24 protein-coding genes are annotated in these 23,320 nt (G+C 63.3%); 10 read left to right on the forward strand and 14 right to left on the reverse strand.

The features are described 5' to 3' along the window. Positions 1–17: 17 nt before the first annotated feature. From G4G27_RS10595 to G4G27_RS10605, 3 genes are read left to right on the forward strand one after another with little or no spacing between them, the layout of a single operon-like run. Complete coding sequence (locus G4G27_RS10595) at positions 18–1,091, forward strand: alpha/beta fold hydrolase (RefSeq protein WP_183113288.1); 1,074 nt, start codon at positions 18–20, stop codon at positions 1,089–1,091. Next, positions 1,088–1,624: a GNAT family N-acetyltransferase gene (locus G4G27_RS10600; RefSeq protein WP_183113289.1), complete on the forward strand. Its 537-nt coding sequence runs from the start codon at positions 1,088–1,090 to the stop codon at positions 1,622–1,624. The genes G4G27_RS10595 and G4G27_RS10600 overlap by 4 nt, the downstream gene beginning before the upstream one ends. 51 nt (positions 1,625–1,675) lie before the next feature. Next, positions 1,676–2,470 carry an alpha/beta fold hydrolase gene (locus G4G27_RS10605; protein ID WP_183113290.1) on the forward strand — a complete coding sequence of 265 codons (795 nt, stop codon included), beginning with the start codon at positions 1,676–1,678 and terminating at the stop codon, positions 2,468–2,470. A 32-nt stretch (positions 2,471–2,502) separates the two neighbouring features. Here the strand turns inward: G4G27_RS10605 and G4G27_RS10610 are convergent, their stop codons facing one another. The 3 genes from G4G27_RS10610 to G4G27_RS10620 all read right to left on the reverse strand — a co-directional run bounded on the left by G4G27_RS10610 (position 2,503) and on the right by G4G27_RS10620 (position 7,723). Then, the gene (locus G4G27_RS10610; RefSeq protein WP_183113291.1) at positions 2,503–2,853 is read right to left on the reverse strand and encodes a phasin family protein; all 351 of its coding nucleotides are present in this window, start codon (positions 2,851–2,853) and stop codon (positions 2,503–2,505) included. Further along, positions 2,853–4,445, reverse strand: coding sequence for a wax ester/triacylglycerol synthase family O-acyltransferase (locus G4G27_RS10615; protein WP_183113292.1), 1,593 nt, complete (start codon positions 4,443–4,445; stop codon positions 2,853–2,855). Before G4G27_RS10615 ends, G4G27_RS10610 begins: the two co-directional genes overlap by 1 nt. Positions 4,446–4,522: 77 nt before the next feature. Then, a complete protein-coding gene (locus tag G4G27_RS10620) occupies positions 4,523–7,723 on the reverse strand; it encodes a cytochrome P450 (RefSeq protein ID WP_183113293.1) in 3,201 nt (1,066 codons plus the stop codon). A 107-nt stretch (positions 7,724–7,830) separates the two neighbouring features. Between G4G27_RS10620 and G4G27_RS10625 the strand changes: the two genes are divergently transcribed. Then, positions 7,831–9,420, forward strand: coding sequence for a hypothetical protein (locus tag G4G27_RS10625; protein ID WP_183113294.1), 1,590 nt, complete (start codon positions 7,831–7,833; stop codon positions 9,418–9,420). Positions 9,421–9,500: 80 nt separating this feature from the next. After that, positions 9,501–10,004: a polymer-forming cytoskeletal protein gene (locus G4G27_RS10630; RefSeq protein ID WP_183113295.1), complete on the forward strand. Its 504-nt coding sequence runs from the start codon at positions 9,501–9,503 to the stop codon at positions 10,002–10,004. A gap of 22 nt (positions 10,005–10,026) precedes the next feature. On the opposite strand, the gene G4G27_RS10635 is transcribed toward G4G27_RS10630, so the two are convergent. Then, the gene (locus tag G4G27_RS10635; RefSeq protein WP_183113296.1) at positions 10,027–10,476 is read right to left on the reverse strand and encodes an MAPEG family protein; all 450 of its coding nucleotides are present in this window, start codon (positions 10,474–10,476) and stop codon (positions 10,027–10,029) included. A gap of 74 nt (positions 10,477–10,550) precedes the next feature. On the opposite strand from G4G27_RS10635, the gene G4G27_RS10640 reads away from it, so the two are divergent. Beyond that, positions 10,551–11,015, forward strand: coding sequence for a GFA family protein (locus tag G4G27_RS10640; RefSeq protein ID WP_183113297.1), 465 nt, complete (start codon positions 10,551–10,553; stop codon positions 11,013–11,015). Here the strand turns inward: G4G27_RS10640 and G4G27_RS10645 are convergent. Genes G4G27_RS10645 through G4G27_RS10665 form a run of 5 tightly spaced genes read right to left on the reverse strand, consistent with a single transcriptional unit; the run spans position 11,008 to position 15,673 of the window. After that, positions 11,008–12,270 (reverse strand): amidohydrolase family protein, encoded by a 1,263-nt coding sequence (locus G4G27_RS10645; protein WP_183113298.1) that lies wholly within the window; start codon positions 12,268–12,270, stop codon positions 11,008–11,010. The two genes, G4G27_RS10640 and G4G27_RS10645, sit on opposite strands and share 8 nt — an antisense overlap. A gap of 58 nt (positions 12,271–12,328) precedes the next feature. Next, positions 12,329–13,723 carry a dihydrolipoyl dehydrogenase gene (lpdA, locus tag G4G27_RS10650; protein WP_183113299.1) on the reverse strand — a complete coding sequence of 465 codons (1,395 nt, stop codon included), beginning with the start codon at positions 13,721–13,723 and terminating at the stop codon, positions 12,329–12,331. After that, a complete protein-coding gene (locus G4G27_RS10655; RefSeq protein WP_183113300.1) occupies positions 13,716–14,114 on the reverse strand; it encodes a hotdog domain-containing protein in 399 nt (132 codons plus the stop codon). The genes lpdA and G4G27_RS10655 overlap by 8 nt, the downstream gene beginning before the upstream one ends. Then, positions 14,107–14,340 (reverse strand): hypothetical protein, encoded by a 234-nt coding sequence (locus tag G4G27_RS10660; protein WP_183113301.1) that lies wholly within the window; start codon positions 14,338–14,340, stop codon positions 14,107–14,109. The genes G4G27_RS10655 and G4G27_RS10660 overlap by 8 nt, the downstream gene beginning before the upstream one ends. Positions 14,341–14,344: 4 nt before the next feature. Further along, the gene (locus G4G27_RS10665) at positions 14,345–15,673 is read right to left on the reverse strand and encodes a pyruvate dehydrogenase complex dihydrolipoamide acetyltransferase (RefSeq protein WP_183113302.1); all 1,329 of its coding nucleotides are present in this window, start codon (positions 15,671–15,673) and stop codon (positions 14,345–14,347) included. 128 nt (positions 15,674–15,801) lie between these two features. On the opposite strand from G4G27_RS10665, the gene G4G27_RS10670 reads away from it, so the two are divergent. Both G4G27_RS10670 and G4G27_RS10675 read left to right on the forward strand, forming a co-directional pair. Next, the gene (locus G4G27_RS10670) at positions 15,802–16,257 is read left to right on the forward strand and encodes a universal stress protein (RefSeq protein ID WP_183113303.1); all 456 of its coding nucleotides are present in this window, start codon (positions 15,802–15,804) and stop codon (positions 16,255–16,257) included. Between the two features lie 94 nt (positions 16,258–16,351). Further along, complete coding sequence (locus G4G27_RS10675) at positions 16,352–17,644, forward strand: M28 family peptidase (RefSeq protein ID WP_183113304.1); 1,293 nt, start codon at positions 16,352–16,354, stop codon at positions 17,642–17,644. A gap of 76 nt (positions 17,645–17,720) precedes the next feature. Here the strand turns inward: G4G27_RS10675 and G4G27_RS10680 are convergent, their stop codons facing one another. The 3 genes from G4G27_RS10680 to G4G27_RS10690 form a co-directional block, all read right to left on the reverse strand. Further along, on the reverse strand, positions 17,721–18,722 hold the full coding sequence (locus G4G27_RS10680; RefSeq protein ID WP_183113305.1) for an RcnB family protein: 1,002 nt from the start codon (positions 18,720–18,722) through the stop codon (positions 17,721–17,723). A gap of 112 nt (positions 18,723–18,834) precedes the next feature. Next, positions 18,835–19,320: a GAF domain-containing protein gene (locus tag G4G27_RS10685; protein ID WP_183113306.1), complete on the reverse strand. Its 486-nt coding sequence runs from the start codon at positions 19,318–19,320 to the stop codon at positions 18,835–18,837. A gap of 96 nt (positions 19,321–19,416) precedes the next feature. Then, positions 19,417–20,154: a hypothetical protein gene (locus tag G4G27_RS10690; RefSeq protein ID WP_183113307.1), complete on the reverse strand. Its 738-nt coding sequence runs from the start codon at positions 20,152–20,154 to the stop codon at positions 19,417–19,419. Positions 20,155–20,219: 65 nt separating this feature from the next. On the opposite strand from G4G27_RS10690, the gene arfB reads away from it, so the two are divergent. Then, complete coding sequence (gene arfB, locus G4G27_RS10695) at positions 20,220–20,642, forward strand: alternative ribosome rescue aminoacyl-tRNA hydrolase ArfB (protein ID WP_183113308.1); 423 nt, start codon at positions 20,220–20,222, stop codon at positions 20,640–20,642. A gap of 440 nt (positions 20,643–21,082) precedes the next feature. Here the strand turns inward: arfB and G4G27_RS10700 are convergent, their stop codons facing one another. Next, the gene (locus G4G27_RS10700; RefSeq protein WP_183113309.1) at positions 21,083–21,745 is read right to left on the reverse strand and encodes an RNA pseudouridine synthase; all 663 of its coding nucleotides are present in this window, start codon (positions 21,743–21,745) and stop codon (positions 21,083–21,085) included. 46 nt (positions 21,746–21,791) lie between these two features. On the opposite strand from G4G27_RS10700, the gene G4G27_RS10705 reads away from it, so the two are divergent. Continuing rightward, positions 21,792–22,619, forward strand: coding sequence for a M15 family metallopeptidase (locus G4G27_RS10705; protein ID WP_244624640.1), 828 nt, complete (start codon positions 21,792–21,794; stop codon positions 22,617–22,619). Between the two features lie 70 nt (positions 22,620–22,689). Here G4G27_RS10705 and wrbA read toward each other — a convergent pair whose 3' ends face one another. Beyond that, on the reverse strand, positions 22,690–23,292 hold the full coding sequence (gene wrbA / locus G4G27_RS10710) for an NAD(P)H:quinone oxidoreductase (protein WP_183113310.1): 603 nt from the start codon (positions 23,290–23,292) through the stop codon (positions 22,690–22,692). Between the last annotated feature and the right edge of the window lie 28 nt (positions 23,293–23,320).

A 23,320-nucleotide genomic window follows, 5' to 3' on the forward strand; every position in this document is an offset into this window, starting at 1 on the left:
AATGGGTCGCGACTGATTTGAGCGACGCGACAGCTCCCGATCTGTTCGACCAGGCACGCACCGCGTTCGACCGCGCCTTGCAACGCAATTTCAAAGGCCTGGAATATTTCTCGTCATCGGGGCCGACACTCGGCGCAAGTCCCAAGGACCTGCTGATCCAGCGCGGAACGATGAACCTCTATCATTATCGTCCGATGTCGGACGAGGTGTACCGGGTACCGCTACTGTTGGTGATGGCGACGACCAATCGCGGTTATATCTTCGACATGGTGCCGGGGCAGAGCTTGGTCGAGTATCTGCTCAAGGCCGGATACGATGTGTTCATGCTCGACTGGACGCCACCGCGCCGGGACGAGAAGACACTGACGCTGGCCGACTATGTGCTCGACTTCATCCCGACCGCGATCGCCCGCGTCCAACAGGAAACTGGCGAGGAAGACTTCAGCCTGGTCGGTTATTGCTTCGGCGGCGTGCTCTCGATCCTATGGGCAGCGCTCAATTCCCAGGCACCGATGAAGAATCTGGTGTGCTTCACCACACCGGTGGATTTCTCGAAGATGGAAATGTTCCAAGCCTGGGCCGACAAACGTTTTTTCGATGTCGACAAGCTGGTCGACACATTCGGCAATTGCCCGGCCGATTATCTCTACACTGCCTTCGACATGCTGCGCCCCGGCGCGCGCATCGCCGGCAATATCCGGCTGCTCGACAATCTGTGGAATGACGAATTCGTCAAATCATTCCGCATGTTCGATCGCTGGGCGAGCGACACGCTACCGCTGGCGGGCGAATATTTCCGCGAAACGACCAAGAAACTGATGTGGGACAATCAACTCCACCACGGCACGATGGAGGTCGCCGGTCGGCCGATCGACCTGTCCGCGATCACCGCGCCGTTCCTGCATGTGACGGCGGAGCACGACCATATCGTGCCATCGGCCGCATCAGCGCCGCTGATCGAAAAGGTCGGATCGACCGATAAGGAACAGGTGACAATGAAGGGCGGGCATGTCAGCCTCGTTGCAGGGGGCAATGCGATCAAGCGGCTATGGCCAAAACTTATCGACTGGCTGGGGGAGCGATCGACATGAGCCACCATATCCGCCGGTTTGCGGCGGCCGATCGCGACGCCATGCTCGCCTTTGCCGAAACCCTGCCGGAACACGACCTGCTGTTCCTCGGCCGCGATCTCAAACATCCACGCGTGGTCGAAGCATGGATCGCTGCGATCGAGGAAGGCTGGATCGATAGCCTGGTTGCGGAGGATGGCGGCAAGTTCGTCGGCACCGCCGCATTGGTACGCGATCCGCTCGGCTGGAGCGCGCATGTCGGTGAAATCCGCCTGCTCGTCTCACCGGGCAAGCGTGGCGCCGGACTCGGCCGCGACCTGCTCGAAGCGATCTATAGCATCGCAATGGAACGTGGCGTCGAAAAGCTCACCGCGCAGATGACCCCCGACCAGATCGGCTCGGTCATGCTGTTCGAAAGCCTCGGTTTCCGCGCCGAAGCACTGCTGCGCGACCATGTCCGTGACCGCGCCGGCAACCCGCATGATCTCGCCATTCTCAGCCACGACATTGCGCGCGTCGCTGCACAGCATCGGGCGTTCGGCCTGGACGAATGAACAATATCTCCATCCGGCGCATTTAGACCGGAGTCTCGGAAAGGAAATTTGATGGCAAGTCAGGTACATAATGGCGAAGCGATCCGCGCGCCGTCCGCGCTGCTCGCGTTAACCGAGCTGCCGCGAGCGCTGGCCGAATTCACTTCACTTGGCCTTGCCGCACCGATCCTGGCCACTGCGCCACGCGGCGACGGGCATCCGGTGCTGGTCCTCCCAGGCTTCGTGACCTCTGATGTTTCGACCATGGTGTTGCGCAAGTTCCTCACCGGGCTGGGCTATGAAGCGCACGCGTGGGAACTCGGGCGTAACCTTGGTCCCAAAGCGATCGGCCGTGAGGGTGAGAAGCTCGTGGCGCGGCTGAAAGCCGTTCACGAACTGACCGGGCAAAAGGTCAGCATCGTCGGCTGGAGTTTGGGCGGCGTAATGGCACGCCAGCTCTCGCGCCGAGCGCCGGAAACCGTGCGACAGGTTATCACCCTCGGTTCGCCCTTCACCGGTTCGCCACGCGCGACTAACGCGTGGCGCGCTTATCAGGTGCTGACCGGACATCATGTCGATAGCGACGATGCCCGGTCCCAGATGCGCGAAAGCGAGGCGCCGCCGCCGGTTCCCTCAACCTCGATCTTCACGCGTGAGGACGGTGTCGTTGCGTGGCAGAACTGCATCGAACCACGCGATGCACAGACCGACAATATCCAGGTCCATGGCAGCCATTGCGGCCTCGGCGTCAATCCGGCGGTACTCTACGCCATCGCCGATCGGCTGGCGCAAGCCGATGGCGACTGGCACCCGTTCGAACGGAGCGGGTTGAAGGCACTGGTCTATCCATTCGCGGGACACGCCTAACCCTTACTCCTCCCCGTGCCGGGGAGGAGTAGTCAATCCTTGCTGCGGAACGGCGCGACGGCGTCCTTGCCGAATTGCATGATGAGTTCGCCGATTTCGCGCGCCTGCCCCATGCTGCGGCTGCCCTGGTCGCGGATGAAGTCGCCCTGGATCTTCATCACTTCCGACACGTCCTTGGCCTGCGCTGCGGCGCGCATTGCGGCGAACGCTTCGCGCGTGTTCTGTTCGGCCTGATCGAGCATCTTCAGGCCAACCGCTGAACTGCCCTCGGCGAGCCTCTTACCCGATGACTGCATCGCTTCGCCGGCCTTTTTCGCTGGATCGATCACGCGTTCGTTGAGCGTGTCCTTGACCTTGTCGGTGGTGCTTTTCTTGTCGGCCATCACTTTGCTCCTTGCTTGCGGACTGCCGGTTTCCGGCTTGTAGCGGTCTTTGCCGCGGGTTTCCTTGGGACGACTGGTTTGGCGACGGATTTGGGTCCAGCTTTGGGCTTGGACGCCGCCTTGGATCCGAATGCGGCTTTGGGTTTGATCGCCGCGGCCGGTTTGGCGGTCGGTGCGCCGATAGTCGCCGCCTTCAACGCATCGAAAGATGATCGCAGCGCCGCCGCATAATTCTGTGGATCGGGCATCATATCGCGGTCGCAAGTGAACGAGATCGCGATCGTATCGCCGTATGAATAGACCGGGTTGATCAGCCCCATCGAATCGAACACCGGCGCCGTACCGTACATCCCCACCATGCGCGCGCCGCAGAAATACATCGGCACGCGGCTGCCGGGCACATTGGTGACGACGGTGTTGAACACCGGCGCATGCGTGTTGGCCGCCCCGACCCGAGTATACAGCCGCGCCGCCAGCCCGGCGAGGCCCGACGGGATCAACTGGCTGTAATCAGCCAAAGTGCGTGCGCCGACCGCGTTGGTCATCGCCTTGGAGTTGACCGCCTGGTCATGGACATTTTGCAGTCGCTCCAGGGGGTCGGCGATATGCGTACCGAGCGGGATGACCATCGCCGAAACAAGGTTGCCAAGCGCCGCCTTCTCGCCCTCGCCGCGGACCGAAATCGGCGCCATCGCGGTCAGCGATTCATTGGGCAATTCGCCCTTGTCGTCGAGATATTGCCGCAGGCCGCCGCCGACGATCGCCAGGATCACGTCATTGACCGTCGCATCGGCCACCGCCTCCTTCATCGCGCGGATATCGGCGAGCTTGAACGGCACCGCATCCCAGACGCGATGCGCCGACACCTTACCGTTGAAGCGCGTCTTCGGCGCCATTTTGGTGTTGGCGATGCTGACATCGCCCTTGCTCACTGTCGCGGCGAGCTTGGCCATGCCGGGCAGCGACCGGCCGATCGTCTCCATCACGCGCATCGGCTGGCGCAGAGAATTGAAATAGCTCCGTGTCAGCAGATCCGCGACATTGGGCATATTCTCCGGTCGCCAGTCATCGGCCTTTTCCGGCGGCTTCATGCTCGCATCGAGATCATGCACCGCGGCCGACATCTCGACTCCCGACATGCCGTCGATCGCAGCATGGTGAACCTTGGAGACCAGCGCGAAACAGCCCGGCGGCAGGCCTTCGACATTGTCGAGGCCCTCGACGATGGTGAATTCCCATAACGGCTTGTTGAGGTCCATCGGCCGCGAATGGAGCCGCGCAACCTGGATGCATAATTGCCGCCAGTCGCCCGGCTTGGGCAATGCGATGTGGCGGACATGGAATTCGATGTCGAACTCGGGGTCCTCGATCCAGTAGGGATGGTCGAGATCGAACGGCACCCGCACCAGTCGCTGACGAAAACTGCGCGCGCCACCCAGCCGGCTTTCGATGAAGCTCAGCACATCCTTGAAGCGCACGAAGCCGCCCGGCGCGGTCGACGGGTCGTAGATGCCGACCGAGCCGATGTGCATCGGCGTATGCGGCGTCTCCAGATAGACGAACGAAGCATCCTGGCCCGACAGTTGCAGCATCACACTCTCCCCGTTCCGCCCGCTTTGCGGTGCTATTATTCGATCAACTCACCCACTCGCCGGAATGTCACTCGGCATCACTTGCCGAACCCGAACACGTCCTGGTGGAAACGCCCGTTCTCGATCAAAGTCTCAAGCCATTCCGACCCCTGCGCATGCTCGTCGCCGATCTGCTGCATCTGGATCCGGATCAACGTGTCGCGCACTGCCGGCGCCATGAAGCGCCCGTCGCCGCACAGATAGATATGTGCGCCCGCCTGGATCGCCGCCCAGACCCGCTCCTGCTCAGCCCACAGCGCGTCCTGGACGAACTTCCACGGATGGCTCTCCACCGTCGAGAAAGCGAGATAGGGATCGATCACGCCTTGCTTTGCCCAAGCCTCGATCTCGTCGCGGCAGAACCAGTCATGATCGGGGTGACGACAGCCGAAGAACAACAGACTTTGCGCGACTTCTTCGCCCGCCGCTTTCTGGCTGCTACGTTCCTGAATGAAGCCGCGCAGCGGCGCAAAGCCGGTGCCGGGGCCGATCAGGATCATCGGCACGGTCGGATCGGCGGGCGGCGCGAACGGCGGATTGGGCCGCCGAACATAGCCGAAGACATGATCGCCCGCCGCGACGCCCTGCATATAGCCGCTGGCAAACCCCCGATGCTCGCCAAGGCCGGACCAGGCGGGCGCCGCCATGGTGCCGACGATCAGGTCGGCGATCTCAGGCTCGATCAGCGGGCTCGAGGCAATCGAATAGAAACGCGGTGCAATCGCTGCCGAAAGCTCGACCAGGCTGTCGAGCGATAATTCGGCGGCCGGATGATGATCGAGCAGATCGAGCAAGGTCAGCCTTTTGCCTGCGACCTCAGCATCGTAAGTCTCCTCGAGCTGCGCCAGCGCGCGCTTGGTGTTGGGACAGCGCGTCTGCGCAGCGATCACGCCAAGCGCGCGCCTGGGCAACGGATCGGACAGTTCGACGAAATCGGTCAGTAACTGCCGCACCGTCACGGTCTGACCGAGCGGCAAATGCTTGAACCGCCCACCCTGCCCATCGACGCGCAGTTGGGCAGCACCCGCCAACCCGAGCCGCTCGATCGCGCGCGTCACCAGTTCGGGGCGGTTGCGCGCATAGACCGCGATATGGTCGCCGCTGTGATAATGCTGCCCGTCGGGCAAACGGATGCGGATGAAGCGAGTCGAAGGCCGGGGCAGCTCCTTGGCAAAATCCCATAACCCGTCGGCGGGCCGGATCATCTCGTCATTGGCGACGATCTCCAGTCGCTGGGCATGTTCGGGCAATGCCTGCGCGCGCACCTCCGACATATCGACCGCCCGCAGCGACAGGGTCGAGGTCGCCTCGCTCGGCTCAGCCTCGCTGCCCAACGCCTTCCACAGATCGCGCACGAAGCCGGCGACCGCGCCATCGAAATCGCCCTGCCCATCGGCTTCCGCACGGGGCAGCAACCGCGTCCCCCCGGCGGCTTCGATCGCGGCGTCAACGCGCTTGGGGAAATTCTGGTAATTGGGCCATTGTGAATTGCCGATGCCGAGCACGGCAAAACGCGCGCCCGACCAATCCGCGCCGTCGAACGCGCCGGCATCGAGCCCGCGCTCGACCTCGATCGCGCTGTCCGGCGCACGGCCATTATAAGTCGCAGTCACCACCACGATGACCTTGTCCTCGGGCTCGGCGCCACCCTTGAAGCTCTCATCCATCGACCGGACGATGGTCTCGAACCCGTCGAGATTGGCGCGTGCCGCGATCTCCTCGGCAATGTCGCGCGCCGTTCCCAGGCTCGATCCATAGATCACCGCGAAACGCTGGCCGCTGCCCGAGACCGTTGCGACCGGCGCTTCCTGGTCCACCGTTTCCAACGCGTGCGCCTGCGTGATCCGCTCGTGCGGCTGACGCAGGCGCACGCGCATGTAGAATTCGTCGGGCTTGATCGACAGAGTCTCCTTGATGCGCAGCCGATAATTGTGCGGATCGCTGATCGCGAATTTCTGCAGGATCATGGCCAGCGCCATCTTCGCCTCGACCATCGCGAACTGCCGGCCGATGCACGCACGCTCGCCATTGCCGAATGGCTTATAGGCATGCGGATGTCGCGCTGCCTCGGCTTCGGGCAGCCAGCGGTCAATGTCGAACTCGTCCGGATCCTCCCAGACGCTCGGATCCCGGTGCAGCCCGGGCGAGAAGACGTTGATGGGGCGATCCTTGCGCACCGTGTAATGCCCGCCGATCACTTCGTCCTCATAAGGCGCCAGCGTGAAGGCGGGCGCGGTCGGCCAGAGCCGCATCGCTTCCTTCAGGATGCGTTCGATCACTTCCAGCTTGGCTATGTCGCTGTAATCGGGCCGTTTGCCTCCCGGCAGCACGCGGTCGATCTCGGCATAGGCCTGGGCCAGCACATGCGGATGACGCAGCAGCAAATGCTGCGAGAAGGTCAGCAGGCCGGATGTCGTCTCATGCCCGGCGATCAGGAAAGTCAGCACCTGATAGCGGATATTGATATCGTCCAGCCCCTCGCCCGTTTCCGGGTCGATCGCGCTGACCATCAGGTTGAGCAAATCCTTGCCGTCGTTCGGATTTTTGCGGCGTTCGGCGATGATACCGTCGACCAGCGCATTCATCTCGGCGATGTCCGCTTCATACTGACGCTCGGCCTTTTTGGCGAAGCGCTGCTGGATCGGCATCCGCGTGATCATGTTGAGCGATTCGCCCAGCACCCGCGCCAATGCCTCGAGGAAACTGTCGAGTTCCTCCTTCTCGAAGCTGTCGAAACGATGTCCGAACCCGGCGATCGCGATCGAATCGAGCGTGAAACGAGTCATGTCGTCGGCGACTAGGACATCGGTGCCCGACAATCGGCTCCATTTCGCGACCATCTGATCGGCGACCTCAAGCATCATGTCGTAATAGCCGCGCATCGCGCGCTGGCTGAATGCGGGCAGCAGGATGCGGTGCGCCTTGCCCCAATTGGGTTCTTCGCTGAACGCGGTGAACAGCCCGTCCCCGGCGAATTTGCGCACCACACGCAGGCCCGGCCCCGGCATCTTGCGGAAGCGCGTCTCGTCGCACAGCTCGGCGACCAGATCGGGGCTGGTGACGAACAGCCCTACGCGGCTGCCGAATCTCAGTTTGAAGATGCCGCCGGGAAATTCGCGGCTGACGCGCAGCAGGTATCCGATGAGTCCCGACCGGGCGATCTGATGAAGATGTCCAACGACCGGCAGCCCTGGCGGCGACGGTATCGTCGGCCGATCAACCGCGGGAGCTGTCGCCATCCATCACCTCTGCTATTCTTCTTGCCGCACATCAACACAGTGCAAGGCCCCACGCAACCGGAGCGACGGAATAACGCCGGGAGAGCGAGCTGATCCGGTCAGAGCCCGTGTTCGCCCGCCTTGGTCGAAATATCCGCCCCTGGCAGGTCGATCCGCCTCACCCAGCCATCCTCCGTCTTCACCATACTCGCGCCGCATCCGATACACACGCTGCGCCACATCTTCTGAACACGCCGGACATTATTGCCGTCGCGACGATGATGGCCAAACCTGCAGGCGATTTTCTGAAACACCCCGATTCTCGGGGCCATCTTTTTTGCTTCTGTCAACGCGACCCTCCCCTGTTATTCCGGCCCCCGCCGGCATGTCCTTCCCGGGACGAACCGAGCCTAGTGTGCCGACGAGCCGAAGCGAAGCGTTTAAATTTCGCGGGACGATTTTGCGCGAAAACCTTAACGCGCTTTCAACCCGGCCCGTGCCAGATGACGCGGCAGCTTTCGGAAGCTGTTTTTGAATCAGGGCCTTTCATGTCGATCGACCGCCGGTCCCAGCCTGTATTTCCACTGACGCAATTGCCCCATGTCGCCACGACATTGGGTCTGTCGGCGCTGATCCTAATTGGCCTCTGGCCGCTTACCGGCAACGATATGGCCAGTTTTCTGCTGCCTTGGTTCGATCATATCGTCGCGACCGGGCCAGTGGCTTCCTTCTCCACTCCTTTTTCGAACTACAGCCCACCCTATCTTTATTTGTTGGCGGCAATCACGCCGTTTTCCGCCGTTGTGCCGGCGATGACTCTGATCAAGCTTTTGTCTCTGCTCGGTACTGCTGCACTCGCGCTCGCCGCGCGCCATTTGCTGCGCCTGCTTGGCGTAACAGACGCCAACCGCGCCGCCGCGCTGGTCTTCGCCCTGCCCACCGTCGCGCTCAACACCGGCCTGATGGGCCAGTGCGATGCGATGTGGGCCGCCCCGTGCCTTATGGCGTTGGCCGCCGCACTTCGACGGCGGCACGTCGCAATGCTCGCTTGGTGCGGCCTCGCGCTCGCCTTCAAGGTTCAGGCCCTGCTGGTCGCGCCCTTCTTCCTCGCCCTTTTGATCAATCGCCGCGTGCCGATCCGCCTGTGGCCAATCATGCCGCTCACGACCGTGATAATGATGCTCCCCGCCTGGGCGGCCGGCTGGCCTGCTGCAGATCTTGCAACGGTCTATCTACGCCAGGCAGATACCTATGATGGCTTGGCGCTCAAAGCACCCAATATCTGGGCGATCCTGCAGGAGCTGCCGCTCGGCGGTCTGCCCATGCTTGGCCTCGCCCTTGCCGCCGCGATCGGCGCGAGCGTCGCCTATATCGCCCGTTTTTCGACGCAGCCGCTGACCGACAGGACGATCGTCTCCGTAGCGTTGCTGGCCACATTGCTGACCACGGGTCTGCTCCCGCGCATGCATGAGCGCTATTTCTTCCTCGCCGACGTCCTTGCCCTGATTATGGCCCTTGTCATCCGCGACCGGTCCAGTGTGCGGATCGCGGTGCTGGTCCAGGCCGGATCGATACTTGGCATCGTCAATTACATCACGGGGATCAATGCAATGGCGATAATCGGGGCATTCGCGATGATCGCGGCGACCGTCCAACTCGCCCGCCCACTGCTGAAACCGGCCGCAAACGACAATCCCCTTATCGCGCGCACGGCCTGACGATCTTCGTTACGGCAAGGGGCTCAATCCATGATACGTCCACGGCCGATTCGTGGATTCGAGAGCGGGGGTTCAATTCGATGTTCAACAGCAACAAGGGCACGCGTGACACAAGCACGGCTCTTCCCACGGCGGCGCAACTCCAGGCGTCGGGCGGCAAGCGCGGCATGTTCTCGGTCCTTGGTCCCGATGTCGTCGTCACCGGCAATATCGCGGCAAGCGCCGACCTCCATATTGATGGCCGGGTAGAAGGCGATGTCGATTGCAACAGCCTCGTTCAGGGCACCGACAGCCGGATCGTCGGTTCGGTAAAGGCCGACACCGCGCGCCTGGCCGGAACGATTGAGGGCTCCGTATCGGTGCGTCAGCTGACCATCGAGCGGGCCGCGCGGATCATCGGCGATGTCGAATATGAGACGGTCGCGATCGAAAATGGGGCGTCGATCGACGGTCGCCTGAAACATGTCGCGGCCGATGCCGGCGCGCGTGTGTTTGACCGGACCGCGCCGACTGTGCCGACACTTGTCAGCGCGCCGGACGAAGATCAGCGCCTCTTTAGTTCCAATGACGTGGCGGCCGCCTGACGGCTTCCGCCTGACCGGCGATTCAGCTGAGGCGCGACAATGTGTTCGCCGCGCCCAGCATGTCGACGAAGAAGCCGATCCACATCGCCATCAGCACCGCGCACGACGCCACATAGACCATGAAGCGCGGCTGGACCTTTTTCGGACCGATATGAATGAAGCTGTGGACCGCGCGCAGCACGACATAGATCCAGGCAAGGATCACCTGCACGTGGTTCGCCTGATGCGTAATCATCAACAAGGGCACGAGCGCGAAGTACATCACCGGCATCTCGAACAGATTGGTGAGGTTGTTCGCGGGCATCTCGACCGGGCGAAAATAGCGCAACGCCGCCTCGCCATCGGCAAAGTCGCGCGCGGTCGGCGGGTTGCGCTTGATATGGCTGAAGCGCTGCACGAACATCGTGAACCATATGATCGTCACCAGCGCGACCATCGCAAAGGTCGGCCATAAAATCGCGATTGTCGTCATGACACTATCTCCCCGTTTCGGCGTTATTGTTCTGTCCGGCCGTCACTCTGTCCAGCCCGAAAGGATCCGCCATAATGACTGACCCGACCTTGCCGATGACCGGTGGCTGCCGCTGCGACCGGCTGCGCTTCAGCGTCACGCGCCCGCCTTTGTTCACCGCTGTGTGTCACTGCACCGGCTGCCAGAAGATGTCCGGCAGCGCCTTTTCCACCACGGTCTGCGTGCCGAGCGATGGCTTTGCCCTGACCCGGGGCGACGCCGTGATCGGCGGCCTGCACGGCGATCAGGCGAAACACCATCACTGCGACTGGTGCAAGAGCTGGGTCTTCACCCGGATCGAACCCGACATGGGTTTCGTCAATGTCCGCGCGACCATGCTCGACGATCCGAGCTGGTTCGTGCCTTTTGTCGAAACCTATACCGACGAAGCACTGCCTTGGGCGAAGACCCAGGCCAAGCACAGCTTCGCGACCTTCCCGGAAATGGAGCGGTATCAACCGATCGTCGCGGAATATGCCGCAACGACCCGCGTCACTTGACCAATTCACCGCCCTTGATCACCGCGCTGGGCTTTTCGAGCAAGCGTATGTCGCTCAGCGGATCGCCATCGACCGCAACGATATCGCCGTAACGCCCGACCGCGATCGCACCGACATCCGCCGTCTTGCCCAGCGCCTCGGCGGCATCGGACGTGGCCGCGCGAATCGCCTGGATCGGGGTCATGCCCCATTCGACCATCTTGGCGAATTGCTTGCCGTTGTCGCCATGCGGATAAACGCCGGCGTCGGTACCGAACAACATCGGCACGCCCGCCCTGACCGCGCGCTGAAAGGTCTGGCGCTGCTTCAGGCCGATCGCTTTTTCCTTGTCGAGGCTTTCCTGTTCGGTCCCGTTGCTGGTGCCGGTCGCGAGGATATAATCGTCGTTATAGATATCCATATCGAACCAGGTGTGGTGCTGCGCGGCAAGCTTGATCGTCTCGTCCGAAGCCAGGCTGCAATGCTCGATCGTGTCGATCCCGGCGAGGATCGCAGCCCTGATCCCTTCATCGCCATGGGCATGCGCCGCGACGCGCAAGTGCAGCATATGTGCCTCGTCGGCGATCGCTTTCATCTCTTCCAGGCTTAGCTGCTGTCCGCCGACGCTGTCGCCGAGCGAGAAGACTCCGCCGGTGGCGCAGATCTTGATCACTTGCGCGCCATATTTATGCAGCCAACGTACTTTTGCGCGCGCTTCCTCGGGTGAATTGACCACCGAGACATTCTTGCGGTCGAGCGACGGCGGCAGGCTGTTGTCGTCGCAATGTCCGCCGGTCGCGCCGATCGCATAAGCGGCGGTGGTGATGCGCGGCCCCTGGACCCAGCCGCCGTCGATCGCTTCGCGCAAGCCGACATCCTGGAAATCGGACGAGCCGACATTGCGTACCGAGGTGAAACCGGCATCGAGCGTCTTCCGCGCATTGGCGACGCCCACCGCCGCCCAGAAGCTGTCGGTATATTGCAGCGTACGATAGCCGCCGATCTCAGCCAGCGAGGTCAGATGGACGTGCATGTCGATCAGCCCGGGCAGGATGGTCTTACCGCTCAGGTCGATATGCTTGACCTTGTCACCCCAGCGGATGACGCGCGCATCGGCGATGCTGGTGATGCGCCCATTCTCGATAAACACTGCCGGATGATCGACCGTCTTGCCCGTGACGACGTCGATCATCTTGTCGGCCGTGACGACCACCGTCTCAGCGGCGGCGGGGACGGCAACCAGTGCCAGCAGCGCCGCACCCAGATATTTCAGCATCTCGTTTCTGCCCCCAAAACCGTGTCGATCGACGCGGCGTCCCTCGCCGCGCTCTGCATCACATGTGCAGCGTACGTCCGTAAGCGCCAAGCACGCTTTCGTGCATCGTTTCCGAAATGGTCGGATGCGCGAACACCGTTTCCATCAGTTCGGCCTCGGTCGTCTCGAGCTGACGCGCGACGACATAACCCTGGATCAGTTCGGTGACTTCGGCACCGACCATATGCGCGCCTAGCAATTCACCGGTCTTGGCATCGAATACCGTCTTTACGAACCCTTCGGCCTCGCCGAGCGCGATCGCCTTGCCGTTACCGATAAAGGGGAATTTACCTACCTTCACCTCATATCCCGCTTCCTTGGCCTTGGCCTCGGTAAAGCCGACCGACGCGACCTGTGGCCGCGAATAAGTGCAGCCTGGGATGTTCCAAGTCTCGAACGGATGCGGCTGCTGCCCGGCGATCGCCTCGACACAGACCACGCCCTCATGGCTTGCTTTGTGCGCCAGCCATGGTGGGCCGGTCACGTCGCCGATCGCGAACAAACCCTCGACATTGGTGCGGCCATAACCATCGGTCTTGATATGGCCACGGTCGGTTTCGACGCCGAGCGCCTCGAGCCCGATCTCCTCGGTGTTGGGCACGATGCCGATCGCGACGATCGCATGGCTGAACTCGGCCGTCTCGACCTTACCGTCCTTGCCCTTGATCGAGGCGGTGACGCCCTTGGCGCCGCTCTCGAGTTTCTCGATTCCCGCGCTGGTCAGGATCTTGATGCCCTGCTTGGTCAGCGCCTTTTCCATGAAGGCACTGACTTCCTCGTCCTCGACCGGCACGACCCGTGGGAGCATTTCCACGATCGTCACATCGGCGCCCATATCATTGTAGAAGCTGGCGAATTCGACACCGATCGCGCCCGATCCGATCACCAGCAGCTTGGTCGGCATTTCTTCCGGCACCATCGCATGGCGATAGGTCCAGATGCGCTTGCCATCGGCCTTGGCGAACGGCAGGTCACGCGCGCGAGCGCCGGTTGCGACGATGATGTTCTTCGCCTCCAGCTCGGTCACATTGTCGCCCTGCTTGACCGACAATTTGCCCTTTCCGGTAAGCGTGCCGGTGCCCTCGACCACGGTCACCTTGTTCTTCTTCATCAGACCCTTGACGCCCATGTTGAGCTGGCCGGCGACCTTGCGGCTGCGCTCGACGATCTTGGTCAGGTCGAAACCGGGCTTCTCCACGCTCAAGCCGTAATCGGCGGCGTGGGTGATGTAGTGATAGATTTCCGAAGTGCGCAACAACGCCTTGGTCGGGATGCAGCCCCAATTGAGGCAGATACCGCCGAGCCGCTCGCGCTCGACGATCGCCGTCTTCAGGCCAAGCTGCGCGGCGCGGATCGCCGCGACATAGCCGCCGGGGCCGGAACCGAGAATGATCAGGTCGTAGGTATCAGCCACGTTTGCTTCCTTCTGAATTTAGCGGGGAAGGCCGATCGTCCTCCCCCATCGAAACCAGTGTAAAATTACCGGCGGCCGCCTTGGCGGTCCCGTCGCCATGGCGATCGCGCCGCCACACTTCGACCGCGACGGTCATCGAGGTCCGGCCGGTCGCGACAATCGCCGCGTAAAAGGATACCTCGTCGCCGATAGACACCGGGGCAGTGAAACTGAAACCGTCCGCCGCGACAACCGGTGCGCGGCCCTGACAATGACGTGAGGCGACCGAACCGGCGGCGAGCGCCATTTGTCCCATCAGCCAGCCGACGAAGATCTTGCCATAGGGGTTCGCGTCCGCCGCCATCGCGGTGGCGCGAATCGCAGGAGCGCCTGCCGGCGGGCCATCACTCATCGACGGCTGGCGGCGTGCCACGCTTGCGCGCATCGGCCCGGTCCCTGGCCCAGGCAAGGCGAAATGGTCGGATACCCATGAACACAACGACTATCATCGAGGCATAGGCAACCCACCAGATCGTCCGACCTGCGGCGGGCACCGCCCATACCGCGAGCGACGCGATCAACGCCGTCGCGGCGAGGCCGGCTGCAATATGCAGAAGCTCGATCAGCGTCCGAGCCATCGATTTAAGCCACCATGGCAAGCGGTGCCTCCACCAGCGCCTTGAACGCCTGCATCAACTCTGCACCATCCGCGCCGTCGATCGCGCGGTGATCGAAGCTGCCGGTCGCCGACATCACCGTCGCGACGCCAAGCGCGTCGTCGATGATATAGGGCCGCTTCTCGCCTGCGCCGACTGCCATGATCATGCCCTGGGGCGGATTAATCACCGCTTCGAACTGCTTGATCCCGAACATGCCCATATTGCTCAGGCTGGCGGTGCCGCCCTGATATTCCTCGGGCTTTAATTTCTGCTCGCGCGCGCGACCCGCCAGATCCTTCATCTCGGTCGAGATGGCCGAGATCGCCTTGGTATCGGCATGAGTGATGATCGGCGTGATCAGGCCCGACGGCGCGCTGACCGCGACCGAGATGTCGGCGCGCTGAAAGGTGATCAACTGATCACCGGTGAACATCACATTGCATTTGGGCACGCGCATCAGCGACACCGCCAGCGCCTTGATCAGCAAGTCGTTGACCGACAGCTTCACGCCGCGTGGTTCGAGCGCGGCGTTGAGATCGGCGCGCAGCTTGAGCATCGCGTCGAGCCGGATATCCACCGTCAGATAGATATGCGGAACGGTCTGCTTCGATTCGGTCAAGCGGCGCGCGATCACCTTGCGCACGTTCGACAGCTTGGCCGCCTCGTGCGGGATGTCCGGGATCGCGGCGGGTTTAGCGGCGGCCGCTGGCACGGATGCGGCTTCGGCGATCGGCGCGGCAGCTGCCTCAGTCTTGGCAACAGGTGCGGCTCCCGCCTTGGCGCCTTCCACATCGGCCTTCACGATCCGGCCATTCGGTCCCGAACCGCTCAGCGCCGACAGTTCGACACCCTTCTCGGCCGCGATGCGCCGGGCGAGTGGGCTCGCCTTGACGCGCTCGCCATCAGCTTTGGCCCCATCAGCTTTGGCCCCATCAGCTTTGGCAGGTGTCGGTGCGGGAGCGGCGGACGCCGCCTCGGACGCCGGCTTGGGTTCCGGCTCGGCCTTGGCATCTGCCTTCGGCGCGGGTGCCTCTGCCTTCGGCGCTGAGGCCGGCGCATCGGCGTCTTCGCCTTCGGCGGTCAGGGTCGCGATGACCGTGCCGACCTTCACATTGTCGGTACCCTCGGCGATCAGGATCTTGGAGATCACGCCTTCGTCGACCGCCTCGAATTCCATCGTCGCCTTGTCGGTCTCGATCTCGGCCATCAGGTCGCCCGACTTGACCGTGTCGCCTTCCTTGACGAGCCATTTGGCGAGCGTGCCTTCCTCCATCGTCGGGGACAGGGCAGGCATCTTGATCTCGATAGGCATAAGCTGGGGAGTCCTCAGGCCGAAACTTCGCGGGGTGTTTCCTTCGCGCCCGATGCCGACCGGGTCAAGACCGCACACTTGCTTAGTGCCCGACATCGCGTCACCTATATGCTCAGGAGAGCGATGAAATGCGTGTTTATCTGGTGGTGATCGACGAGAGCCCGGAGGCGGAGATCGCACTTCGCTTCGCTGCCCGGCGTGCGGTGAAGACCGGCGGCGGAGTCGAGATACTGACGCTGCTGCCGCCGGCCGAATTCGTGCAATGGGGCGGCGTACAAGCGACGATCGAGGAAGAAGCGCGGCACCATGCCGAAGCGCTGGTCGCGGGCGCGGCCGGCACATTGATCGAGGAATCGGGACTGAAGCCGTCGATCACGCTCAAACAGGGCGACGGGCCGAAGATCATCCGCGAGATGATCGCGGAAAATCCCAATATCGCAGCACTGGTGCTCGGCGCCGCCGCGACTGGCGCGCCGGGGCCGCTGGTCAGCCACTTCGCCGGCACCGATGCGGGCGCGTTGCCGATTCCGTTGATGATCATCCCGGGATCGCTCGACCGCGACGCGATCGACCGACTGAGCTAGCCACTTTAACTCCTCCCCGGCACGGGGAGGAGTTAAGAAATACAACACCCGGCACAGGCTTGCCTCGCCCCGAATACGCGGTCACCATGGCGCGATGCGTTACCTCCCCCTCGCCGCCCTGATCCTCACCGCCCCCGCCGCCGCACAGGACGCGCCCGATCCGGCGCGACTCAAGGCGACGGTCGACAAGCTGGTCGGGTTCGGCACACGTCACACCCTTTCCACCGCTGACCCGGCCAAGCCCGGACGCGGGATCGACGCGGCGCGAGGCTGGGCGGGCAGCGAGCTGACCCGCATCGCCGATGCGTGCGATGGCTGCATCACCGTCGCCAATATCGCGCGTACCTTTGTCGGGCCACGCGCGCCCGCCGGCGTCAATGTCGTCGATGTGCTCGGTTTTCAGCAGGGCGAGGAGCCGCGCCGCGTGGTGATCGTCGCAGGCCATATCGACAGCCGGGTTACCGACGCGATGAATGCCACCAGCGATGCGCCCGGCGCCAATGACAATGGCTCGGGCAGCGCCTTGGTGCTGGAGGCGGCAAGGATCCTCTCGAAGCAGAAGTTCAAGGCGACGATCGTCTATGCCCTGCTCTCGGGAGAAGAGCAGGGGCTGTGGGGCGGCCAGTTGCTCGCCGAGACCGCACAGCAGAAGAAATGGACCGTCACGGCGATGCTCAACAACGACATCGTCGGCAACAGTATCGGCCAGGGCGGCCTGCAGGTCGCCGACCGGGTCCGGGTCTTTTCCGAAGGCGTGCGCGCGTCGGAAGACCTGGCCGCGCAGATCGCACGTCGCGCGTCCGGCGGCGAGGATGACGGTCCGTCGCGCGCGCTGGCCAAGGCGGTGGATGGTATCGCTGCGACATTGCCCGCCGGTCTCGACGTGTTCGTCGCGCGGCGACCGGATCGCTTCGGACGCGGCGGTGATCATGAGCCGTTCCTGAAACTCGGTTTTCCCGCGATCCGCTTCACCTCGGCGGTGGAGAATTGGGACGCGCAGCATCAGGACCTGCGTACGGAAAAGGGTGTGCGTTATGGCGACACGCTGGACCGGATGGATTTCGCCTATCTCGCCAAGGTCACCGCGATCAACGTCGCGACGATCCGCCGCCTGGCCTCGGCTCCCGCCGCGCCTTCAAGCGTTACCCTGTCAGGCGCCTTGTCGCGCGACACGAGCGTGAAATGGGACGCCGTACCCGGCGCGGCCAGTTACCGCGTGCGCTGGCGTCGCAGCGATGTGCAGGACTGGACCAACAGCCTCGATGTCGCGACGCCGGGCACGATCCTCAAGGAAGTCCCGGTCGACGATAATTTCATCGGCGTCTCGGCGTTATCCGCCAATGGCGACGAGAGCCTCGTCACCTTTGGCGAAAGTGAAAAGCGCTGATATCCGACAGCGAAACGCCGTGCACGGGTCCGACCCTTGCACGGCGTTCTGCTCTTCTTAGATTTTCAGCCCGGGATCAGCGGCAACCGCATTGGCGCGGCTTGGCGCGCCACACCTTCTTCTTTGCGCGATAGACCTTGCGCGGCGAATAGGTGACCTCGTCGATATAGGTCGTTGTCGTCTCGATCACCGGCGCGGACTGCACCGTCACCGTCGTCGTGGTGGCCGGCGGATACCAATAACCGCCGCTCACATAACCGCTCGAGGCGTAATTGCCCGAATAGCCCGAGGTTGAATAACCGCTCGAATAACCGCGCTGCTGCACGACTTCGCGCGGCGGCGCATAGGCGACCGACGGTTCGTCATAGCCCGGCTCGCCATAGGGGGCGCCATATGGCGGGGGCGGCGCGGACTGATAGTCCTGCTGCACATAACCCCCGCCAGCGCTCCCCCCAGCGCCTCCATAAGGATATTCGCCATCCTGGCCGTCCGGCCCATAGGCATAACCATCATCATAACCGTCGCGATCGTCATAGCGGTCCCAATCAAGGCCGCTGACCGAATCCCAGACCTGGCCGCGACCGTCCGTCAGGACTGCGTCGTCATAATAGCGCGTCCAGTTGTAACCGCGCGGCGGGCTCGACAGACCATAGGACGACCAGTCGCTGATGAAGAAGGTCGGCGCGATCCAGTAGCGCGGCAAGGTCCAGCCCCGCACCGGACGGCGATAGCTGTTCCAGCCGCCGGGCGCATGCGATCCACCATACCAGCGACCGCCAACCTGAGCGCCCCAGCGCTGGCCGCTGCGATGCTGCCCACCCCAACGCTGGCCACCATTGTTCTGGCCGCCCCAGCGCTGACCGCCACCATGCTGACTGCCGTTCCAGCGCGCCGGGCGCGGCATGGTCGTGCCGCCCGGCTGCGGATGATAGGTGCCCGGCCCGCCGATCTTCGGGGCTGGCAATGGTCGCATCGGGCCGGTCGTCGTGCCCCCTTGTGACCCGAGTCGCTGTGCGTCTGCAGGTGCCGTGGTGGCGCCGAGCATCACCGCAAAGGCAGCAATCGTGAGGGTTCGCATGGTAAACACTCCAATCAAGACGCCGCACCCCCGCGCGACTTCGGTTATTCTTAACGCAAGCGTTACCATTTCCGGCGATTTGTCGCCAGAATTCAGAATGTCCCGGAACGGGTCAGCGCGCGATGCGCGACGCGATCAGCGCGACCAGGGCTTCGCAGCCGGCGGCATCCTCTGCATCGAAACGCGCGGCGCTCGGGCTGTCGAGGTCAAGCACGCCGAACAGCTGCCCATGATGAACGATCGGCACGACGAGTTCGGACCGGCTTGCCGCATCGCACGCGATATGACCCGGAAAGGCGAAGACATCTTCGACCAGCTGCGTCTCGCGCGTCTGCGCCGCCGTGCCGCACACGCCCTTGCCCATGGCGATGCGGATGCATGCCGCTTTGCCCTGAAACGGCCCGAGCACCAGTTCGCCGTCGATCGCGCGATAGAAGCCGGCCCAGTTGAGATCGGGCAAATACTCCCAAATCAGCGCGGCGGTGTTGGCCATGTTGGCGATCGGGTCAGGTTCGTCCGCGGTCAGCGCGTCAAGCGCGGCATGGAGGTCGCGATAGAGTTCGGTCTTGGAGCCGGTGTTGATCGCGAAGTCGAACATGGGGATTCCTGTGGCTACGGTCGGGCGCGCCGATTCACCTGGAATGCGGCGTGCGCGAGAGATGAGGGTGGTCGATGGTCAGCGCAAGGCGCCGTGTCATCTCGGCGGCAGCTCGGACGGTACCGGATCGCCATAAACCACCCCATGACGGCGAGGAAATGTCGACAGCGCGCGCTGCCAGCGCTCGCTGTCGGTTAGCCGCGACTGGATGATCTTGAGCTTTTCCCAACCCGCGATGCCATGGATCACGGCGCGCGCCGAGGCGACGAGCTCTGGGTGCATGAATGGGCTGAAAGTGACCTGGCGCAAAACCGCCGGGCCGATATCGATATGCAGTGCCGTGACCGGCTCGACCGCATGGCCGACGACGCGCAACTCGGCTTCGTCGATGAAACCACGGCGCTTCAGGAACGGCAGGCTATGGATGTCCGACGCATCGATCTTGGCGATTTCGTCGATCTTCACATAACGCATCGGTGCGAACATGCAGTGCGGCGTGCCCGCGATCACTTGTTCGAAATTGGCGCGGTCGAACTGGACGCACACCCCCGACGTATCGCCTGCGAACACCTGCCAATGATGGAACGTCTCGGGCGCCTCGGTCAGGCAGATCGCGCCGACAAAGGCGTAGTGCATCGTCTCCTGATACACTTCCATCGATCGGCGATCATTGGCGTCCTTCCAGGTCGAATAGCTGACCAGGGTCAGCCGCCGATTGAGCAGCGTATCGAGCAGCACGGGCAGGCTGGTGTAGCGGCGCAGCGGCTTCGGCGACGGGCTAGGTGAAGGGACGGCGCGCGGCGGCGCGGGCGGCGGTGAAACGGGCTTTGCCATGGAGGCGACATACACCGCCAAACCGGGCTATGGAACGCCCCACCCTACCCCGCAAAGATGGTTCGATGTCCCTGCTCCCCGTTACCCGATCGATCGCCATCGACAGCGACGAACTGCAAGAAAGCTTCGCCCGGTCGTCCGGGCCGGGCGGGCAGTCGGTCAACACCACTGATTCCGCCGTGATGCTGCGCTTCGACGTGCGCGGCTCGCCCAACCTGCCGGAGGCGGTCAGGGTGCGGCTCGAGATCCTCGCCGGCAGCCGGCTGACGCGCGACGGCGTGCTGGTGCTGAAGAGCGAGGGCGCGCGGTCGCAATTGCTCAACCGCCAGGAAGTGCGCGAACGCCTGTTCGACCTGATCCGCGAGGCGACGATCGTGCCCAAAAAGCGCCGCCCGACCAAGCCGTCCAAGGCGGCAAAGGCGCGGCGCATGGATGGCAAGACGAAGCGCTCGACAGTGAAGAGTCTGCGCGGCAAGCCGATCGATTAGCGCAAGGCGCTGTTTCTTCGCCTCGAACCGGCGATTCACAGTGGCTTCCGGTGTCGCCATGCCTGTTTCTCGCCGCGCATGTTGCGCTTCAGGATCGCCATCCGATTCGAGAAATCAGTTGAATCGGACGGCACAGAATCGAGCCGATCATGACTTCCACCGATCGATCCCGTCCCACCCGAAAATTCCCGTGCGGTCCTGGCGGAATTCCCGCAGAATTTCCCGTAGATTCCCGTAAAACTCCCGAAAAAGCATCTCGCCGCAACAATTCCCGTAACTGCGGGGAATTCCGATGGCGGCAGGGGCGCTCTCACGGCGCCGTAAGCTCACCGATTCAAGTGCGATTGTTTAGGCGCTAACGCCTCCTCCCAACGGCGTCTCGCCGATCGCCACGCTCTTTCACATCATGAAACCAACAGGAGGAACGACCGCCGACGGTTCTAGGCCTCGGGCAGCGCTAGGCTAAACCCGGCCTCCAGGAACCGCTCCGGCAACGGTGCCTCGGCGATGATCGGATCCTTGCCTTCACGCGGCACGGTCAATGATGCCGCATGCAGCAAACTATGCTTGCCGCCGCTGCCGTAGATCGGATCGCCGACCACCGGTGCGCCGAGGACCTCGGCGGCATGGACGCGGATCTGATGGGTGCGGCCGGTTTCCGGCGTGAATTCAACGAAGGAACGCCCATCCTTCACCTCCAGCACGCGCCAGCCGGTGCGTGCCGCCTTGCCGTTCGGGTCACCGCGCATGCGCCAGCCGTCTTCCGCGGTGCTGGTCTTGCCCAGCGCGAGATCGATCATGCCGCTTTCGCCCTCCGGCACGCCTTCGAGCACGGCAAGGTACCGCTTCTTGACCAGGCCTTGTTCGAACGCCTGCTGGAATCGCGCATGCGCCTTGGGATTGCGCGACAGCAGCAGGCAGCCAGACGTGTCGCGGTCGAGCCGATGTACCGGAACGGGCCAGCGCTTGAAGCCGAACTTCAGGCTGTCGAGATGGTTTTCGAGGCTGATCGAGCCGTCGCGCGGACGATCGACCGGCAAGCCGGCGGGCTTGTCGATGACCATCGCTTCGCCGTCGAAGAAAAGAACATGATTTGCGAGCATGCACCGCCCTTGCCACTCCCCGCGCGCTCATGCCAGAGAAACACCGATGGGCCTTCTCCAAAAGACCGCGATCGGTATCGCCGGCTTGATCCTTTGCGCGATGCCGGCGGCGGCGGCCACCGCGCCGATCGAAATCTGCACGGGACATATCGTCTATCCGTTCATGGACGGGCGCTTGCTCGGGCATTTGCCTTATGGTGACGCGTCGCCATTCGACCTGGTCGCTGCACCACCCGGATTCGGCATCGGCGAGAACTGCCTGATCCAGCGCGCGGCCGCGATCGATCTCACTCGCCTCCTCAACGCTGCGAACGCGGTGCCGGAGGTGGCAAACCAGTTGCGCGGCGTGTCCTGTCATCGCTCGATCTCCCGCCAACGCGCGGTTTTCTGTGGGCAGGTCGGACCGGGCCGGCGCTTTGCGACGCCGGGGCAGCGGGCGCAGTTCGTCGCGCCGCCGGGATTTAGCGAGCATTCCACCGGCTACACGATCGACTTCGGCATCCGTCCGGCACTCAATTGCTTCGATGTCGATCCGTGCATCGCCTCGACCGCCGCCGGTCGCTGGTTGGCCGCCCATGCCCGCGAATATGGCTTCGAAATGTCATTTTACTGGCACAACAAACAAGGCGTGACATGGGAACCATGGCACTGGCGCTGGGTCGGCACCTCGCCCAGCGCGCCGGGCGCCGTTCCGGCGCGGGCGATCTTCGCGCGTGCCCGAACCACCTTCGCGGCCAATCCCGCGGTTATCGATGCGTCGGCACCTTGGCCGCAACAGCCGGCCAAACCAGCGACGTCGCCGATTCTGCCAACTCCACCGGGCCACGTCGAGATTCCGCCAGGCGTTTTCCCGCCGCCACCGCCAAAACCCTGAACCATCCCGAATAGCAACGGCCGGCCAGCTGGGCATCAGCTGACCGGCCGTTCTGGACGTCGACGGTGCGTCAGGCGGCCAGCTTGGCCGCCGTCTCCGCAACGCGCTTACCCTGATAGCGCGCACCATCGAGCTCGGTAGCGCTCGGCTGGCGGCTGCCATTGCCGTCGGCGATCGTCGTCGCGCCATAAGGCGATCCGCCCTTGACTTCATCGACGCCCATCTGACCCTGGAAGCCATAGTCGAGCCCGACGATGGTCAAGCCGAAGTGCAGCAGGTTGGTGATGATCGAGAACAGGGTGGTTTCCTGCCCGCCATGTTGAGACGCGGTCGAGGTGAACGCCGCACCGACCTTGCCGTGCAGCGCGCCGCTCATCCACAGCCCGCCGGCCTGGTCGAGGAACGAAGCCATCTGGCTGGGCATCCGGCCGAAGCGGGTCGGTGCGCCGATCACGATCGCGTCGTAATTGGCCAGCGCGCTGATCCCCTCGATGACCGGATGCGAGGTGTCCGCCTTGAACCCAGCCGCGGCAGCGACCTCGGGCGGAGCGGTTTCGGGAACGCGGCGGATATCGACGTCGGCGCCGGCCGAACGCGCACCCTCGGCGACGGCGTCCGCCATCTGCTCGAGATGGCCGTAGGATGAGTAATAAAGCACAAGGACTTTGGTCATGGGAAAACTCGCTTTCATTTTGATGGGG

The sequence above is a fragment of the Sphingomonas sp. So64.6b genome, assembly GCF_014171475.1.
Classification (GTDB): domain Bacteria; phylum Pseudomonadota; class Alphaproteobacteria; order Sphingomonadales; family Sphingomonadaceae; genus Sphingomonas; species Sphingomonas alpina_A.